Genomic DNA, 16,805 nt, shown 5'->3' on the forward strand with positions numbered 1-16,805 from the left:
ACTTGGCAAGGGGGCCCGATTCATTAGGCTCCCTTTTCCTGTAGCGCAGGGCGGGGAGGATTAGAGGATTTTCTCCGTTCTCAACGAACAGGGAGGCCGGGTATACTTAGGGGAAACGGAGCTGAAACCGAACTTCCGCAAGGAAAAAAGGGGGCTGACACGATCGTGTACAAGGTGCTGCTTGCTGATGACGAGCATCTTGACCTGGAGGGCATGAGGACGTTTATTCCCTGGTCCGAGCTGGGGATGGAGGTGGTGGGCGCCGTTAGCAACGGCTTCTCGGCCTGCGAGCTGATGGAACGGCAGGCGATCGACATTCTGGTCACGGACGTCAATATGCCGCATATGTCCGGGCTGGAGCTGGCACGCCGGGCGATGGACCGGAAGCCGGACGTCCGCGTCGTGTTTGTCAGCGGACACCAGGATTTTCATTATGTGAAGCAGGCGCTCTCGCTCAAAGCCTGCAGCTATGTGCTGAAGCCGATGGACGACGACGAGTTGGTCGCCTCGCTCCGGCAAATTACGCTGGAGCTGGAACATGAAGCGAATCGGAAGCGGACGGAGGAGCAGTATCTGAAAATGATGCAGGCGTTGCAAGCGCAAGGCGTTGAGAAGCTGGAGGACGAGCAGGAGCGGCAAGCTGCGGCGCGGTTGACCGAGTCGCGCCCTGCGCCGGGTTGCAGCCGGCTGATCCGGGAAATCATCGCGACGATGCAGGCGCGCCTCCACGAGAATCTCACCTTAAAGAACATCGCTCAGCAATTCGCCTTTTCGCCGAACTATCTAGGGCATCTTTTTAAGGAGGAAACCGGCCAAGGCTTCAGCGAAATGCTGACTGAACTGCGAATGGAACGGGCACGTAAGCTGCTCAAAGACCCGAAGGTGAAAATTTACGAGGTCGCCGGTCAAGTAGGTTACCGCTATATCCCTTACTTTAGCCGGCAATTTAAGGAGACCTTCGGGATGACGCCGATGGAATTCCGCAAACGGGAGTGAGGCCGACTTGATGAAAATCCACCGCGTGACGCCGCCCCGAGCGCTGCGTTACCTTCCGTTTGGCTACAAGCTGATGTTGACCTACCTCGTATTTATTTTGATTCCGGTGCTGGCGATCGGCTATTTTTCCCATTCTCTCTATCAGGAATCCATACGCAATCAAACCCGCAGTAATATCCAGGGGACGCTGCTGCAAATCCGGGACAACGTCGAATACAAACTGGCGGATGTCGAGCGCGTCTCCTCGATGCTCTATCACGATTACATGTTGATCACGCAGCTGCGCAGCTATGAGGAGGGCTGGAGCAGTTATGAACGGACGACGATGGTGCTTCAGCCCAAGCTGCATATTGCGATGAATGCGACCGGTCTGAAGCTCGCCATGTACGTTTTTCTGGAGAATGATACGCTGCCCGAGATTTATCACGGTTCCTTTGTGAATGAGAATCCGGATGCGCTTGAAGGCAACTATAATATCTATCATTTAAGCAGGCTTCAGGATAAAGCGTGGTACATAGATTTTCCTGAGGAGCGATACGGAGAGACGCTCGTTTGGCGAAAGGTGGAGAAGGACCGGGAACAGGGCAGAATCTCGCTGCTGCGCCGGTTGGTCGACAGCAACAAGCCGCTGGATTTGCGGGAAATCGGCTTCTTGCGGCTCAGCGTTCGGATCGGCGAGCTGTTCGGGGCGCTGGATTACCGCAAAATCGGCGAAGGCAGCCAGTTGCTCATCCAGGATGGGACGGGGGAGACGTTATACGAGTCCGGTGGGTTTGCAGCATCCTCTGGAACAACCGAGTATTTGACGATCCAAGAGGAGCTTGAAGGCCCAGGATGGGTGCTGACGGCCCGGGTTCCGCTTACGATCATGGAACGGGACTCGGCGAAGGTGCGCTGGTTTGTGATCTTGATCTGCCTGTTGTGCCTGATTGTGTTTACGTTTGCCGGCATGTTTATCTCCCGTTATTTCTCGATCCGGGTGACGAAAATCGTCTCGGTCTTAAACGCCTTCCGTGAGGGGGATTTGCATAAACGGATGCGCTATCGGGGGAAAGACGAGTTCTCGCAGATCGCTTCCGCCCTGAATGAGATGGGGCACAATATCAAGCAGTTGATTGAGCAGGTCTATCTGACCCGGCTTGAGAAAAAAGAGGCCGAGCTGGAGACGCTGCAGGCGCAGATTAATCCGCATTTCCTCTATAATACGTTGTCCTCGATCAGCCGGCTGGCCAAATTCGGGGAGATTGACAAGCTGCAGCGCATGGTGCTGGATTTGGCGAAGTTTTACCGCTTGTCGCTCAGCGATGGACGCACGATCATCCCGATCCATAGCGAGCTGGCGCAGGCCGAAGCTTATATTAACATTCAGCGTACGAAGTTCGGAGAGGCGGTGTCCTTCGACTTTGAGGTTGATCCTGCCATCCTGTCTTTGGCTACGGTGAAGCTTGTGTTGCAGCCGTTTATCGAGAATGCGCTGGAGCATGCTTGGTTTGGCGACCCGATCCACGTTCGGATTCAAGGATATACGGAAGGGCGGGAGGTGTGCTTCAAGATTATCGACGACGGGATTGGCATGACGCAGGAACGACAGCGGCAAGTGTTCAACCCGGCCCCCGGAGCAGATGGCGGCTTTGGCATTCGGAATGTCCATAGCCGCATTCAACTGCATTTTGGGTCGGAGTACGGGGTGAAGCTGTATAGCCGCCCCGGCATCGGCACGACGGTGCTGATCCGGTTCCCGGCCGTCCCTGCCGGTGGAGAAACGCCGGGCTCCTCCCGAACCTCTGCCAAAACGTCAAGCATTAGTCCTTCTGACAAGTCTTGACAACTATTGGATTCGCGGTTTTAATAGGGAGATAGTTTTGAACATCTTGTGAACAAAGAAGGCGAAACCAAATGAACGCACAACTCAAGAGCATTCATCCCTTGTCGTGGACCATTATTATTGGGACGATTTTTGGACGTATGGCTTCGTCCATGAGTATTCCGTTCTTATCTATTTACTTGATCAAATCGCTGGGAGCATCTCCCTCCGAAACCGGGATCGTCATTGCGGTCAGTTCGCTGATTGGGGTGTTCGCCAGCTTCTATGGCGGCTACATCTCGGACGTCATCGGACGCAAGCGGGTACTGTACATTTCGATCTTCGGTTGGGTGCTGGTGTTTATCGGCTTTGGGCTGGCGAACCAAGTGTGGCTTTTCTTTATCATGAACGCCCTAAACGGATTATGCCGGGCGCTGTTCGAGCCAACCTCCCGGGCGCTGCTGGCCGATATCACCCCGCAGGAAAGCAAAATGCTGGTATTTAATTTGCGTTACGCCGCGATCAATCTCGGCGTTGTAATTGGGCCGATCCTTGGATTGCAAGTGGGTGCTTCCGAGACGGGACTGGCCTTCTATTTCGCGGGTCTCGTGTATTTGGTGTACGGGTTGGTTCTGGTCTTCCAGTTTATGCTGCACAAGGAAATCGGGATCGCGGGTCATGGAGCAGGCGAGCGTTTGACGTTGAAGGGCGCCATGCAGGTGACCGGCAGGGACCGCACCTTTTTGTACGTGCTGATAGGCATGATTTTCTGCGTGCTCGGGTACGGCCATTTCAGCTCAACGCTGGCACAGTACCTGGAGATGACGCCGGGCATCCAGGACGGGGCCACGCTGTTTGGTTACATGCTGTCGCTGAACGCCATTGTTGTGTTGGCGGTGCAGTTCCCGATCGTCAAGTTTGCCGGTCGCTTCTCGCCGATTGTGCCGCTGGTTGCGGGCAATCTCTTCGTGTCCGGCAGCCTGCTGCTGTTCGGCTCGGTGCATGCGGTCTGGGCGTTCCTGGTGGGCGTAGTGATCTTTACGATCGGCGAAGTGCTGATGTTTACGATGACGGACGTGCTGGTTGACCGGATTGCTCCTGCCTCGCTGCGCGGGACCTATTTCGGCATGTTTGGCTTCAACCAATTAGGCAACGTGCTCGCACCGCTGGTGGGCGGTTTCCTGTTGGATGCCTTTGGCGCCCTGCAGTCTCTGCTCATCTTTGGGATCATCGCGCTGACGACCGCTTGCGGCGTGCCGTTCCTGCTGCTGGCGAAGCGTCACTTGACCGCAAAGGAAGCGGCGGTTGGGAAGGCGGAGGCGCAGGCGGGAGTGCCTAGCTGATCAGCTGATAAGGGGAGCCTCTTGCCTTTTGAAGTCTGGCAGAGGGTCAGGATCGCCGGACGGGATCGACTAACTGGATTTTCTACCGTTATTTTTGGACATTTTGGGGGAGCGGAGTAATTTAACTGGAAATCCTACTGTTAATTTGCCGGAATCGTCGCTTACAGGCGGTTTCGGGCAAAATTAACGTCAGGATTTCCAGTTAATTTGAACACATCGGGTGTATTTAAAGAAATTAACGGTACTTTTTACAGGTAAGCGTGATATGGGGATGACAAGTTCATACCACGCCAAAACGGATCGGGCGATTCAAGCCCGGTCCGTTTTATGTTTCGGCTGCTTGGGCCAGATGAACGCGGAGATCATAATGAGACCATCGATGACGAACACGATACTCCAAACTCGCAGGATCCCGCCCAGCGCTTCGGTCCGACTCGGATCGTTGATGAAGGTGATCATGCCAAAGAGCAGTGCTGCGCCAATCAGGAAAGAGAGGGCATGGCGCAGAAATCCCTTCAGCTCGTGCTTGGCATACTCCAGGCCATAACGTTTGGGCGGTCTAGCGTCCTTCTCTCCGACGAACAGATAACGGTACCAACGATCGGCCCAATCGATCATGCTCTTGCCGAAAGCGATCGAGACCCCGATATATACGGCGGCGATTCCATGGGCTGTCGTTGCTACGGCACCGTTATACAGGTCCACCCCGGTGAGGACGAACAGCAGCAGATCGATCACCGGCGTTAAGGCCAGCAAAGCCATCCCCAGCTTTGGTCGCTTTAGTCCATAACGAACGGATAATCCTGCAAGAATCACGATCCAAAAGGCGATCTCACAGGCCACTATCATCCAGGCGATAAAGTTCATAATGACCTCCAGTAACAGATGAAATGTAAAAAGGTTGAGTGTATTGTAACATCCTGTTTCAATTAATACAACTGTACTAAATAAATTGTGTGATCCGCCCTGGAGGTGCTAAACTAGAGGCATGCCAAAACTAGTAGATCATGAACAAAGAAAACAGATTATAGCCGAAGCAACCTGGCGGGTGATTTTGAAGCAGGGGATGGAAGGGGCCACCGTTCGCAATATCGCTAAGGAGGCGGGGCTTTCACCGGGGGCGTTGCGCCATGATTTCAACTCGCAGGAGGAGCTGCTGCGCTATGCGATGAACCTGGTGAAGGAGAGAGCGACGGAACGAATTATCGAAATCTCCGCGTTGGATCTGCCGCCGCTGGAGAAGGTGCTGAGGATTTTGCAGGAGGTCGTGCCGACCCGTGAGGAGACCCGGGCGGAAGCGGAGGTGTGGATGGCGTTCACAGCCTATTTCAGGCATAAGCCGGGGAAGTTTGATGCGCGCCATGACGGGTTGTACGACTTGATGCAGCGGTTGATCACCACCATGGATCAGCATGGTTTGCTGCAAGCCGGGCTGGATCGGGAGATGGAAACGGTGCGGCTGCACGCGTTGATCGACGGCATCACCTTACATGCCTTGCTTGATCCCTTACGGGTGAATCCAGACAAAATCAACCGCGTTCTGAAGGCTCATCTAGACTCGATTACGAATGCAGCCAAGGATGAATAGCCTGCAATAGCCTGCAATAGCCTACAACCGCAACGGGTTGCCCCGAATCCGGTAACTTGTCTTTTCCCGAGCAGGGCTAGTCTGCATAATCGGCCAAGTTCCCTCATAGACATGTATCAGTTTAGGAAATCAAACTGCAGAGGGGATGATCTCATGCGCCGTTTCACGTGGATGCTGACCATCGTGATAGCCTTAAGCTTCGTGCTGGCTGCATGCGGGAAAAAGGACGCCGACGGCGTCGTCAAGGATTTGGACAAATTGGTTGCCCAGTTGGAGAGTTATCAGGGCTCCGGCACGATGACGCTTTATACGGGTGACAAGCCTCAGGAGTACAAGGTGGAGGTCTGGTACCAAAATCCGTCGTTCTACCGGATCTCGCTCACCAATGCTCAAAAGGACGTTACGCAAATCGTGCTCCGCAACGAACAAGGCGTATTCGTACTGACGCCAAGCCTGAACAAGAGCTTCCGCTTCCAAAGCGACTGGCCGGAGAACCAAGGTCAAGTGTATCTGTATCAAACGCTGGCTCGCAGTATCTTAAGCGACAGCTCGCGGCAATTTGAAAGCGACAAGGATAGCTACATCTTCGATGTTGCGGCTAATTACAACACCCATGCCTTAGTCCGGCAAAAAATCTGGCTGGCCAAGGACAACTATGCGCCGAAGCAAGTTCAGGTATCCGATGCCGAAGCGAAAGTTGTTGTCGAAGTGAAATTCGATAAATTCGACTTTGGCACCAAGTTCGACAAGAACTCGTTTGACATGCAGCATAACCTCGATACAGCTGCCCAGAATTCTCAAGGCACGTTGCTGGAAGTTGACGAGAACGGCATGCTTGTGGAGAAGACGCCAACCGATGAGGCAGCGGGCGCAAACGGCGATGCAGCAACCGATGAAGCCAGTGGCAACACATCTTCGGCTGCACCGGCGTTGACGGAACCCTTTGGCGTAATTATCCCAACATATTTGCCGGATGGGGTCTTGTACCAGGATGACAAAGCCGTGGAAGGTACCGATCGTACGACTGTACTGCTGCGGTATGACGGTACATATCAATTTACGCTGACGGAGACGCGTTCGCCGGACCGCACTGCATCGCTCGTACCGGGTGAATTCATCGATATGGGCTTTACGTGGGGGCTGCTGACCGGCGATACTCTGCGGACACTCACCTGGACAGTGGACGGATTAGAATTCCGGATTACGAGCGAGAATCTGCCGGTGACCGAAATGGTCAAAATTGCCGCTTCGATGCAGGACCAAACCGGTAAGTAACACAAGGAACAGGCGGATTGCGGCTGTGCCGGAGGGGAGGAGCGTTCCCCAGGCCCCGTGGATTCGCCTCTTTCTTCTATAAGGGTGTATTAAGCGCCTCCTCAGGAATTGGGTTCTTTTGCAGAATTGACAGCCGCATTCATGAACATTACCATTAGGATATTGCTCAGATATTTGAACTCTCAATCTTTGGAGAAGGTGACCCGAAAGTGCAAGTGATGTATCGACCAACCCATGCGGAAATTGATTTGGACGCGCTGCGCAGCAATTTCGAAGAATTGCGGAGAAGACAACCGAAGGACATGAAAATGCTGGCATGTGTAAAAGCTAACGCGTATGGGCATGGTGCTGTACCTGTGGCGAAGGAGTTGGAACAGATCGGCGCGGATTATCTCAGCGTCGCCTTTCTGGACGAAGCGCTGGAGCTTCGGAAAGCCGGCATTCAGCTGCCGATTCTCGTGCTAGGATATACGCCGCCACACGGGGTTCGCACCGCTTGGGAGCATGATGTCACGCTAAATGTCTTCAGCAACGAAGTGCTGGAGGCGATTGAAGCGCTGAATCCTGCTGAATTCCCGCATAAGCTGAAAGTCCATATCAAGATCGATTCCGGCATGGGCCGCGTCGGACTGCTGCCTGGAGATGAGGCGGTCGCCTTCGTACGCAAGGCTATGCAAGTGCCGCATGTGGAAGTAGAAGGCTTGTTCACCCACTATGCCACGGCGGACGAGGAAGACAAAAGCTATACATTGGAACAATATCGCCGGTTTCAGGGCGTGGTGGAAGCGCTGCGGGAGCATAATATTCGCATCCCGATCATACATACGGGAAATAGCGCAATCGCCATTGATATGCCGGAACTGTCGGTGCAAATGGTCCGCATTGGCATCGCACTGTACGGCTTGTATCCATCCGACGAGGTGAGACGCGATCAAGTGAAGCTCACCCCGGTTCTCTCGCTGAAAACGGAAACGGTACGGGTGAAGACGTTGCCTGCCCATTCCGCCATTAGTTATGGAGCGAGATACATCACCGAGCAGGAAGAGCGGATTGCCACGCTTCCGATCGGGTATGCCGACGGATATTCACGGATGTTAAACGGCAAGGCGCAGGTACTAATACGCGGCCGCCGTGTCCCTGTAACAGGCGTCATATGCATGGACCAATGTATGGTATCGCTTCAAGCTTTGGCTGAGGAAGCCGAAGAAATTCAAGCCGGCGAAGAGGTTGTGCTCATCGGCCGGCAAGCCGGCGAGGAAATTACCGCCGGGGAGCTGGCTTCCGCCATGGGAACGATCCATTACGAGTTGATTTGCATGCTGGCCCACCGAGTGCCCCGGGTATACAAACGAAAGGGCGAATCGGTCTTATTGCTGAACCCGCTGCTGTGACGGAATTGGAGCAGCAGACAAAATTCAACAAAACTTTCCCTGCGTGAAGGAATTTATGCCAGGTCTATCGAATACTAAACATGGAAATGATCAGGTATGTACGGCACCACTGTTTTTGTTTATAATGAAATGCAGCATACTTGATATACGCTCGGCATATATTTCTTTTGTATAAATTTCCTTGAATAATGCTATACTGATTATCAGGAAACAGGGGCGAGTAGGTTTTGGGGGTGGAAGTTTTAAGATGGCTAATATGCACAACACCAAAAGAATCATGATCAGTTTGCCGGATCAGCTATTGCAGGAAGTTGATGGAATCGTGGCGATGGAGAACTCCAATCGCAGCGAGTTGATCAGGCAGGCCATGAAGCTGTATCTGAACGAGCGGAAGAAACGTTTCATCCGCGAATCGATGCAGCGCGGCTATATGGAGATGGCCAAAATTAATTTGTCCATGGCCTCCGAAGCGTTCCATGCGGAAGAAGATGCAGACATCACTCTGGACCGCCTAGTAAGCGGGGTGTAAACATTGATCGTAAAGCGCGGCGACGTTTTTTTTGCAGATCTCTCCCCTGTGGTAGGTTCTGAGCAGGGCGGGGTCAGACCGGTGCTTATCATCCAGAATGATATCGGAAACCGATTTAGCCCAACGGCCATTGTTGCTGCTATTACGGCACAAATCCAAAAGGCGAAATTGCCGACCCATGTTGAGATTGACGCGGCAACTCACGGATTTGACCGGGATTCCGTCATCTTGCTGGAGCAAATTCGAACGATCGATAAACAAAGACTAACGGATAAAATTACGCATTTGGATGAGGAGACGATGAAGAAAGTGAACGATTCGCTGCTCATCAGTCTCGGTTTAATTGATTTTTGAACATTTATCACTCATGTGTGCGTTTTAGAATGACTTTTTACGCTCCGGACGTTGTTCCGGGGCGTTGTTTATTATGCGATAAAATTCATAAAGGATCTTATAATTTTCCTATTTGTCGCGAGGGCAATTCGAGTACGATGAGAGTAATCACGGATAAAGGAGAGGTTGCCGTTTGAGCGCTCAATATGAAATCTATGACGATCCCTTCAAAATGTTGATTTTGCTGGCGACGTTCGTGGCCGAGCAGCAAGGCAGCGAGCTGGATTACGAGAACATCGTGCCCTTCGAGAACGACAAATTTTCACTGACGAACGGCCGGTTCCTGTACAAAAAAGATCAGGTCGAGATCACCTGGTACCAGTTCCTTGGACGCGATATCCATTGCAATAAGGATCTGACCCGCCAGGAATACAACCGGATGTTCGTCGATTGCATGGCATCGGTTTACGGAGTGAGCTAGGCTAGCGAAACGAGCAAAAGTGCAAGCGCAAGGGAGTTCCTTGGCGGCTTGCACTTTTTTATTGTTGCTTGGACGGTTGGGTGGTAGGGGGCAGTCTGGTAAGGTGGTGCGGCTCGGCTCGGCGGAATGTATTCGATTTTTCATATAGAATTGTGTTGATTTCGGGGATTAGGGCGGATTCTATTCGATTTTTCATATAAAAAAACGGATTCCGGCACCCGCAGGGCACATTCTGTATGAAATTTCATATATAATTCGCTAAAACCGGTGAATCTGGTGAATTGTATTCGATTTTTCGAACACAATGGTTGACTTAATCGGTCCGCAGCGCGTAAATCGGGCGTAGCTTGGCTGCCTTGTTCGCTGGAATCATCCCAAAGATGATGCCGATGAACAAGGAGAAGCCAAAGGCGATCAGGACGATCGGGAGCGATACGGTGGTCGTTAGCGACGAATAGTGGCCGATCAACGCGCTGGCGCCGTAGCCCAGCCCGATGCCAATCAAGCCGCCGAAGCCGCTAAGTGCCGTCGATTCGACCATGAATTGCATCAGGATGTCACGCTTTTTGGCCCCGATCGCTTTGCGAACGCCGATTTCCCGGGTGCGCTCGCTGACGGAGACGAGCATGATGTTCATGATCCCAATGCCGCCGACGAGCAGCGAAATGCCGGCAATGCCGCCGAGCGCCAGCGACAGTATTTGGGTTGTCGAATTTAGCGTGTCCAGCATCTCCTGGGAGTTAAAGATACTGTAGGCGTTGTCGGCATTTTGGAACTTTTTATCCAAGGTAGCTTCCAGCAACGCTTTGACGGTTTCAATCTGCTTGGTGTCCTCAACCTGTACCGTAATCGAACGCACACCGCGGCTTTGCAGAAAGCGCTCGGCCGTAGCGATTGGGATCAGCAGCTTATTATCGTTGGAGGCGGTCAGGCTGGAACCTTTCGATTCCAACAAGCCAACGATTTTGAAGCTGCTGCCGTTAAGCTGAATCGTTTGTCCAATCGGGTTATCTGTGCCAAAAAAAGTCTCGGCAGCTTCGGTCCCGATCAACGCCACCTTCATGCGGAACTCATTGTCCATGTCGATGATGTAACGTCCGGCTTGGACGTGGAAATCCTGGACCTCCTCGTAGGAAGGCGCGATGCCTTCTACCGAAAGACTGTCATTTACCGTTCCTTTCTTGGCCGTTACAGAGCCGTTGATCACGGGGGATACGGCCTTCACCCCTTCGATCTTCCCCAGAGCCATCGCTTCCTCAAAGGAGAGTGAGGTGGAGCTGCCCCGGCCCATGATGTTCACCGTAAGCAGGTCGGTTCCCAAGCCTTCGAGTTGGTCCGTAATCTGCGATGTGGTGCCTTGCCCCACAGATACGAGCGTAATCACCGAGGAGACGCCGATAATGATGCCTAGCATCGTAAGAAAAGAGCGGATCTTCGCTCCGGCGATGCTTTTCCAGGCCATTTTGATGCTTTGCAGAAGATTCATGCCCGGTTCCCCCGATCTTCAACAATTCGTCCGTCCTGGATTCGGATGACCCGTTTGGCTTGCTCAGCGATGGACAGATCGTGGGTGATAATAATGATCGTGTGGCCGAGTGCATTCAGTTCCTTCATCTTATCCATCACTTCGATGCCGGTCTTGCTGTCCAGCGCGCCGGTCGGTTCGTCCGCGAGCAGGAGCGGCGGGGAGCCGGCGATTGCACGGGCGATGGCCACCCGCTGCTGCTGCCCGCCTGACAACTCGGAAGGACGATGGTGCATCCGGTCTTCCAAACCAACGAGACGGAGCGACTCTTCGACTGATTTTTTTCGCTCCTTGTGCGGGACGTTGCGGTAGATGAGCGGCAGCTCAACATTTTCGTAGGCGGTTAATTTGGGCAACAGATTAAACTGTTGAAAAATAAACCCAATCTTCTCATTGCGAATCGTGGCCAGCTTGTTATCGGACAGCTTGCGTATGTCCTGCCCGTCAAGCAAATACGTCCCTTCGTTGGCGACGTCCAGACAGCCCAGCATGTTCATCAGCGTCGACTTCCCGGAGCCGGACGGGCCGATGATGGCGACGAATTCGCCATGCCGGACCTGAAAGCTGATATCGCTGAGCACGGTCATCATCTCTCCGGCCATACGGTAGCCGTGTCCGAGGTTCTGCACGTCGATCAGTGGGGGAGATATTGCCGCCATTATCGGCCACCTCCGCCGCTGAACCCGCCTCTTCCGGATGGAGCCGCACCGCCCCCGCCAGGAGCGGCGCCTCCGGCTCCGCCAAATCCGGCACTGCCTCCGCCGAACCCTCCCTGCATTCTCATTTGCTGTTGGGTGGAGGAACTCGAAGAGTTGCTGATGATCGTCGGGATCACAACCTCCTGGCCTTCGGTTAGTCCGCTGACAATCTCGATATATGATTCGTTATGCACGCCAACCTCAACGACCTGGATACGGCCGTTCATGCCGCTGGTGCCTCCGGCAGCACCAGCTGCGGCATCGGGCTGTGCAGTGCGGCCTGTGCTGGGCGTGCTGCCTTCGGCCGGTGCGCTGCCCGTGGTCGGCGCACTGTCAGCGGCCGGTGCGCTGCCCGTGGTCGGCGCACTGTCAGCGGCCGGTGCGCTGCCTGTAGCCGGCCCGCTGCCCGACCCTTGCGGACTGGCTGCGCCACCTGCCGCACTTGTTCCGTCGCTCCCCGTTTCGGGCAGCATGACGAAATACCGGCCGGCCCGCTGCTGAACCGCCTCGATCGGCAGGGTTAAGATATCCTTTTTCTCCTCGGTGATGATCGTTGCTTCCGCTGACATGCCTACCCGCACGCCTTCAGAATTGTTCAGGGCGATCGTGACATCAAATAACGACACACCGCCCGAGGCAACCCCTTCATTCGCGATGTCAGAGACAACACCTTCAAAAGTCTGATCCGGAAAAGCGTCAACTTGAACGTTCGCCTTCATGCCCTTTGTGACGCTGGGGATATCCAGCTCGTCAACCTGAATTTTGACGCTGAGCTTCTGGTAATCGTTAATGACAAACAGCTCGCTTCCGCTTTTAGCCTGTTCCCCGGCGGTGATGTTGACTGCGGTGACCGTGCCGTCAATCGGGGAGGTTAACGGATCGGGAGGAACCATTGCCTCCTGCAGCTTAGCGATTTCCGCTTCCGTATTGCTGATGTTTAGCTCTTGCTTGGCAATTGATTTTTTCGTGGCGTTTAGTGTTTGCTCGTCGGCGCCTTCTTGCACTTGACGTTTAAACTGATTTTGCAAATCAACCAGGTCCAGTTTCTGCATTTCCAGGGAGGATTGCTGTTCCTTGATGTTGTCGGTATTATCCGTGCCCTCAAATGTCAGCAGCACCTGGCCTTCTTCCACGACGTCTCCCGTCTTTACAAGAACTTCGCTTACTTTCCCCTCGTCCTTCGTACGTACGCTTTCGCTCTCGGTTGAGACGATCGTACCTGATCCGGACACGCTAACGGTAATGTCGCCCTTGCTGACCCGGGTCGTATTCTGAACGGGCGCCGCCGTCTGATTCTGCTTGTCCGGCAGCTTTAGAACAAGGATGAGGGCAATGGCGATCAGAACCAAGGCTCCGCCCCCAATCCACAACCATTTCTTCTTCATCGAATCCCTCCAACGATGATGTATTCTACCGGCAGACGGCAGTGCTTGTACCGGTTCTCTGCAAATCAAAACCATTTTAGAAGATGAAGATGAGGCGAACCTTAAGTGAAGCTGAAAGTTTTCTGAATGATTTTTCATAAAAAGACCAATTCACGGGAAATAGCCATGGCGCCATTCACAACGATCAAGTACAATGGATGTAACATATTTTGGGGAGGACTTTTTTTTCATGGATCAACGTCCGTCTGAAACATCTTATTCGTATTCCACGTTTAACCAATTTCCGCCGCCACCACCGCCGACGCCGCCCAAAACAAACGGCAAATCCATCGCATCGTTGGTGCTGGGCATTCTCTCGATCGTCATTCCGTATGTCGGCTTTATTTTGGGGATCGTTGCGATTGTGTTCGCCAGCTTGTCGTTTAAGGAGATCAAACGGAAGGGCGAGCAGGGCAAGGGACTTAGCATCGCGGGTCTCGTTTGCGGTATCATCGGTACGGCACTGTACGGTATCATTATTGTGATTGCCATTATTGCGGTATTGGTCTTTGCTTCATCGCCAGACATCTACGGCACGTTTTAAAGAACTGAATGAAAGCACCGTTGCCTTGGGCGCGGTGTTTTTTTTTCGTCAACTCTGACTTCGATGGGTTTGGACATGCTGGAAAAGGCGCGCAAAGTTTGTGATAATAGAAACAATCGCAATTTTTAGAATGAAAGAGGGATTTGGCCATGACGCAAACGGAGACGAACGGAACAGAGGTGCAAAGTATGGCCGATGCGGGGGAACAGGAGCGGATCTTCGCCCAGATCGCGAAGGAGCTGGGACTCTCCCTGAAGCAGGTGCGAACAACGATCGGGCTGCTGGATGAGGGCAATACAATTCCGTTTATCGCCCGTTACCGGAAGGAAATGACCGGGGAGCTGGATGAAAACCAGCTGCGCAATATTGAAGAGCGGACGCAATACCTCCGCAACCTGGAGGAACGGAAACGGGAAGTCGTCCGGATCATCGACGAGCAGGGCAAGCTGACGGACGAGTTGGCGGCCGCGATCGCGAAGGCGGTGAAGCTGCAGGAAGTAGAGGACTTGTATCGACCCTTCCGGCAAAAACGCAAAACCCGCGCGAGCGTAGCGAAGGAAAAGGGTCTGGAGCCGCTGGCGGAGTGGCTGTTGTCGCAGCCGAAGCAAGGCGATCCACTCACGGAAGCCGCGAAGTTCACCCAGGCTGCCGGGATGGAAGGAGGCGTAGAAACGGCCGAGGAGGCGCTGCAAGGGGCGATGGATATCGTCGCCGAGCAGGTGGCGGATGAAGCGCCGACCCGGGCTTGGGTCCGGAAATATACGATGGACCACGGAATGATGGTGTCCGAAGCGAAGTCACCGGAAGAGGAATCCGTCTACGAAATGTACTACAACTATCGGGAACCGGCCAAAAAAATGCCGCCCCACCGCATCCTCGCCATGAACCGCGGCGAGCGGGAGAACGTGCTGAAGGTGTCGCTGGAGGTGGACGCCGAGGCGATCTGCCGCCACATCGCCGGCCAGGTGATCCGCGGACGTTCCGCAACGGAGGACGTGCTGCGCGCGGCGATCGAGGATGCTTATAAACGCTTGATCGCCCCGTCGATCGAGCGGGAGGTGCGCGGCGAGTTGACGGAAAAAGCCGAAGCCCAGGCGATTTCGATCTTCGCCGGCAATTTGCGCAGCTTGCTGCTGCAGCCGCCGGTACGCGGCAAAACGGTGCTTGGCGTTGACCCGGCCTACCGCACCGGCTGCAAGCTCGCCGTTGTTGACGACACCGGCAAGCTGCTGGAGGTGGCGGTCACCTACCCGACGCCGCCAAACAACAAGAAAAAGGAAGCGGCAATCAAGTTCCACGAGCTGATCGACAAATACGGGATCGAGCTGATCGTGATCGGCAACGGTACGGCCTCGCGGGAGACGGAGCAATTTGTCGCCGAGGTTATCGCCGAGCGCAAGGGCAAGGACCGCGAGCTGGCGTATCTGATCGTCAACGAGGCGGGCGCCAGCGTGTATTCGGCCTCCAAGCTGGCGCAGGAGGAATTTCCGGATTTGGACGTGGCGGAGCGAAGCGCCGTATCCATTGCACGGCGGGTGCAGGACCCGTTGGCGGAGCTGGTTAAAATCGAGCCGAAGGCGATTGGCGTTGGTCAATACCAGCACGACGTGTCGCAGAAGCATCTCGACGAAAGTTTAAAGAACGTGGTAGAGTCGGCGGTAAACCATGTTGGTGTGGAGGTCAATACCGCTTCGCCGGCGCTCTTGTCCTACGTATCTGGGGTTAATGCGACGATTGCGAAGAATATCGTTAAGTTCCGCGAGGAGAACGGACGCTTCAAGAGCCGCAAGCAGCTGCAAAAAGTACCGCGACTTGGCGCCAAAACTTTCGAGCAGTGCGTAGGCTTCCTGCGGATCGACGGCGGCGAGAATCCGCTGGACAAGACGCCGATCCACCCGGAATCTTATGACGTGGTGCACCGATTGTTTGCCGAGCTGGGGGTATCGATGGATCAGCTGGGCTCCAAAGAGCTGAATGAGAAGCTGGCTGCGTTGAATCCGGACGAACTGGCGCCTCGCCTCGAGGTGGGCGTTCCAACGCTGCGCGACATTCTCGAAAGTCTGCAGCGCCCGGGGCGTGACCCTCGCGAGGAGCTGCCGCCGCCAATCTTCCGCACCGATGTACTGAAGATCGAGGACTTGGTGCCCGGCATGGAACTGCAGGGGACGGTGCGCAACGTCATCGATTTTGGGGCTTTTGTTGATATTGGCATCAAAAACGACGGGCTCGTACACATCTCCCAACTGAGCAACGGGTACGTCAAGCATCCGATGGACGTCGTCTCGGTCGGCGACAATGTCACCGTCTGGGTGCTGAACGTGGACGTGAAGAAAGGCCGGGTTGGTTTGACGATGCGGGGGCCTTCTGAGGTAAAGGCACAGTAAAACTCATAGAGAGCCGGTGATACGGGTGGGCCGTGTAACCCGGCTCTTTTTTACGAGAGCGAGGGCCGTTCTCCAAGCAGATTTGCTGCTGTGGAGCCGGCCCCTTTTTTTGATCAAGTGCTATTGCATGTGGTTGGTGGTTTCGGTCTGTTTTTTTTGACGACTATAATAAAAAAACCAACAATCGTTTAACAGCCGAATTTGACGGCGATCTCTCTTGTTAAAGGCATGCATGATCTGATTGCTAAGCCAGTTTGGCAAGCGTATCCCCTCCTCCGGAAACCCATTGGTATGGTTAAGGTATGGGGAATTCCCCCAATCCGTGCAAGTCCCCTGCAAATCGCCGGTAAATTCTGGATTTTGAACACGGTGGGGGAATGGAGAGGCAGGGGTGCGGTTTGGCCTTAACTGACCGGGGGGGGTCTGCCGGGGCTGACGCCACTCCAATGGAAGTCAGAAAAGGTTGGTGCTGCCTCTGCGCTGTTGGGTC

Annotated in this window: 16 protein-coding genes; 11 read left to right on the forward strand and 5 right to left on the reverse strand. The window is 54.1% G+C overall.

Translation table 11 applies throughout. The annotated features are described in order from the left end of the window. Window positions 1-165: 165 nt before the first annotated feature. The 3 genes from NSQ80_RS05460 (at window position 166) to NSQ80_RS05470 (ending at window position 4,143) form a co-directional block, all read left to right on the forward strand. On the forward strand, window positions 166-996 hold the full coding sequence (locus NSQ80_RS05460; RefSeq protein WP_009226453.1) for a response regulator: 831 nt from the start codon (window positions 166-168) through the stop codon (window positions 994-996). A gap of 10 nt (window positions 997-1,006) precedes the next feature. Further along, window positions 1,007-2,821 carry a sensor histidine kinase gene (locus tag NSQ80_RS05465; protein WP_323075982.1) on the forward strand — a complete coding sequence of 605 codons (1,815 nt, stop codon included), beginning with the start codon at window positions 1,007-1,009 and terminating at the stop codon, window positions 2,819-2,821. 71 nt (window positions 2,822-2,892) lie between these two features. Then, entirely contained in the window at window positions 2,893-4,143 is a 1,251-nt protein-coding gene (locus NSQ80_RS05470) for an MFS transporter (RefSeq protein WP_323075983.1), read from the forward strand. Between the two features lie 309 nt (window positions 4,144-4,452). Here the strand turns inward: NSQ80_RS05470 and NSQ80_RS05475 are convergent, their stop codons facing one another. Beyond that, window positions 4,453-5,010 carry a hypothetical protein gene (locus NSQ80_RS05475; protein WP_009226456.1) on the reverse strand — a complete coding sequence of 186 codons (558 nt, stop codon included), beginning with the start codon at window positions 5,008-5,010 and terminating at the stop codon, window positions 4,453-4,455. A 121-nt stretch (window positions 5,011-5,131) separates the two neighbouring features. Between NSQ80_RS05475 and NSQ80_RS05480 the strand changes: the two genes are divergently transcribed. From NSQ80_RS05480 to NSQ80_RS05505, 6 genes are all read left to right on the forward strand, one after another. Next, on the forward strand, window positions 5,132-5,731 hold the full coding sequence (locus tag NSQ80_RS05480) for a TetR/AcrR family transcriptional regulator (RefSeq protein ID WP_009226457.1): 600 nt from the start codon (window positions 5,132-5,134) through the stop codon (window positions 5,729-5,731). 153 nt (window positions 5,732-5,884) lie between these two features. After that, window positions 5,885-7,006: an outer membrane lipoprotein carrier protein LolA gene (locus NSQ80_RS05485; RefSeq protein ID WP_339301710.1), complete on the forward strand. Its 1,122-nt coding sequence runs from the start codon at window positions 5,885-5,887 to the stop codon at window positions 7,004-7,006. A 209-nt stretch (window positions 7,007-7,215) separates the two neighbouring features. Further along, entirely contained in the window at window positions 7,216-8,397 is a 1,182-nt protein-coding gene (gene alr, locus NSQ80_RS05490; RefSeq protein WP_323075988.1) for an alanine racemase, read from the forward strand. A 247-nt stretch (window positions 8,398-8,644) separates the two neighbouring features. Next, window positions 8,645-8,926: a ribbon-helix-helix protein, CopG family gene (locus NSQ80_RS05495; protein ID WP_016313120.1), complete on the forward strand. Its 282-nt coding sequence runs from the start codon at window positions 8,645-8,647 to the stop codon at window positions 8,924-8,926. Between the two features lie 3 nt (window positions 8,927-8,929). Next, complete coding sequence (locus tag NSQ80_RS05500; protein ID WP_009226461.1) at window positions 8,930-9,280, forward strand: type II toxin-antitoxin system PemK/MazF family toxin; 351 nt, start codon at window positions 8,930-8,932, stop codon at window positions 9,278-9,280. A 172-nt stretch (window positions 9,281-9,452) separates the two neighbouring features. Further along, on the forward strand, window positions 9,453-9,740 hold the full coding sequence (locus tag NSQ80_RS05505) for a hypothetical protein (RefSeq protein WP_009226462.1): 288 nt from the start codon (window positions 9,453-9,455) through the stop codon (window positions 9,738-9,740). A 313-nt stretch (window positions 9,741-10,053) separates the two neighbouring features. Here the strand turns inward: NSQ80_RS05505 and NSQ80_RS05510 are convergent, their stop codons facing one another. The 3 genes from NSQ80_RS05510 to NSQ80_RS05520 are packed head-to-tail and all read right to left on the reverse strand — an operon-like array spanning window position 10,054 to window position 13,348. Further along, entirely contained in the window at window positions 10,054-11,226 is a 1,173-nt protein-coding gene (locus NSQ80_RS05510; protein ID WP_028539680.1) for an ABC transporter permease, read from the reverse strand. Next, on the reverse strand, window positions 11,223-11,924 hold the full coding sequence (locus tag NSQ80_RS05515) for an ABC transporter ATP-binding protein (protein ID WP_009226464.1): 702 nt from the start codon (window positions 11,922-11,924) through the stop codon (window positions 11,223-11,225). Before NSQ80_RS05515 ends, NSQ80_RS05510 begins: the two co-directional genes overlap by 4 nt. Next, window positions 11,924-13,348: an efflux RND transporter periplasmic adaptor subunit gene (locus tag NSQ80_RS05520; protein WP_339301719.1), complete on the reverse strand. Its 1,425-nt coding sequence runs from the start codon at window positions 13,346-13,348 to the stop codon at window positions 11,924-11,926. The genes NSQ80_RS05515 and NSQ80_RS05520 overlap by 1 nt, the downstream gene beginning before the upstream one ends. Window positions 13,349-13,577: 229 nt before the next feature. On the opposite strand from NSQ80_RS05520, the gene NSQ80_RS05525 reads away from it, so the two are divergent. Both NSQ80_RS05525 and NSQ80_RS05530 read left to right on the forward strand, forming a co-directional pair. After that, window positions 13,578-13,931, forward strand: coding sequence for a DUF4190 domain-containing protein (locus tag NSQ80_RS05525; RefSeq protein WP_036646263.1), 354 nt, complete (start codon window positions 13,578-13,580; stop codon window positions 13,929-13,931). A gap of 149 nt (window positions 13,932-14,080) precedes the next feature. Further along, complete coding sequence (locus NSQ80_RS05530) at window positions 14,081-16,315, forward strand: Tex family protein (protein ID WP_339301722.1); 2,235 nt, start codon at window positions 14,081-14,083, stop codon at window positions 16,313-16,315. Between the two features lie 120 nt (window positions 16,316-16,435). Here NSQ80_RS05530 and cmpA read toward each other — a convergent pair whose 3' ends face one another. Further along, on the reverse strand, window positions 16,436-16,576 hold the full coding sequence (gene cmpA, locus NSQ80_RS05535; RefSeq protein ID WP_260069868.1) for a cortex morphogenetic protein CmpA: 141 nt from the start codon (window positions 16,574-16,576) through the stop codon (window positions 16,436-16,438). Between the last annotated feature and the right edge of the window lie 229 nt (window positions 16,577-16,805).

Source organism: Paenibacillus sp. FSL K6-2441 (assembly GCF_037964765.1).
Taxonomy (GTDB): Bacteria; Bacillota; Bacilli; order Paenibacillales; family Paenibacillaceae; genus Fontibacillus; species Fontibacillus phoenicis.

Bases quoted from the DNA above. Each gene is read 5' to 3' on its own strand.
- NSQ80_RS05465 (WP_323075982.1), top strand. From the start codon at position 1,007: ATGAAAATCCACCGCGTGACGCCGCCCCGAGCGCTGCGTTACCTTCCG.
- NSQ80_RS05495 (WP_016313120.1), top strand. From the start codon at position 8,645: ATGGCTAATATGCACAACACCAAAAGAATCATGATCAGTTTGCCGGAT.
- NSQ80_RS05470 (WP_323075983.1), top strand. From the start codon at position 2,893: ATGAACGCACAACTCAAGAGCATTCATCCCTTGTCGTGGACCATTATT.
- NSQ80_RS05475 (WP_009226456.1), bottom strand. From the start codon at position 5,010: ATGAACTTTATCGCCTGGATGATAGTGGCCTGTGAGATCGCCTTTTGG.
- NSQ80_RS05485 (WP_339301710.1), top strand. From the start codon at position 5,885: ATGCGCCGTTTCACGTGGATGCTGACCATCGTGATAGCCTTAAGCTTC.
- NSQ80_RS05510 (WP_028539680.1), bottom strand. From the start codon at position 11,226: ATGAATCTTCTGCAAAGCATCAAAATGGCCTGGAAAAGCATCGCCGGA.
- NSQ80_RS05525 (WP_036646263.1), top strand. From the start codon at position 13,578: ATGGATCAACGTCCGTCTGAAACATCTTATTCGTATTCCACGTTTAAC.
- NSQ80_RS05515 (WP_009226464.1), bottom strand. From the start codon at position 11,924: ATGGCGGCAATATCTCCCCCACTGATCGACGTGCAGAACCTCGGACAC.
- NSQ80_RS05530 (WP_339301722.1), top strand. From the start codon at position 14,081: ATGACGCAAACGGAGACGAACGGAACAGAGGTGCAAAGTATGGCCGAT.
- NSQ80_RS05480 (WP_009226457.1), top strand. From the start codon at position 5,132: ATGCCAAAACTAGTAGATCATGAACAAAGAAAACAGATTATAGCCGAA.
- NSQ80_RS05520 (WP_339301719.1), bottom strand. From the start codon at position 13,348: ATGAAGAAGAAATGGTTGTGGATTGGGGGCGGAGCCTTGGTTCTGATC.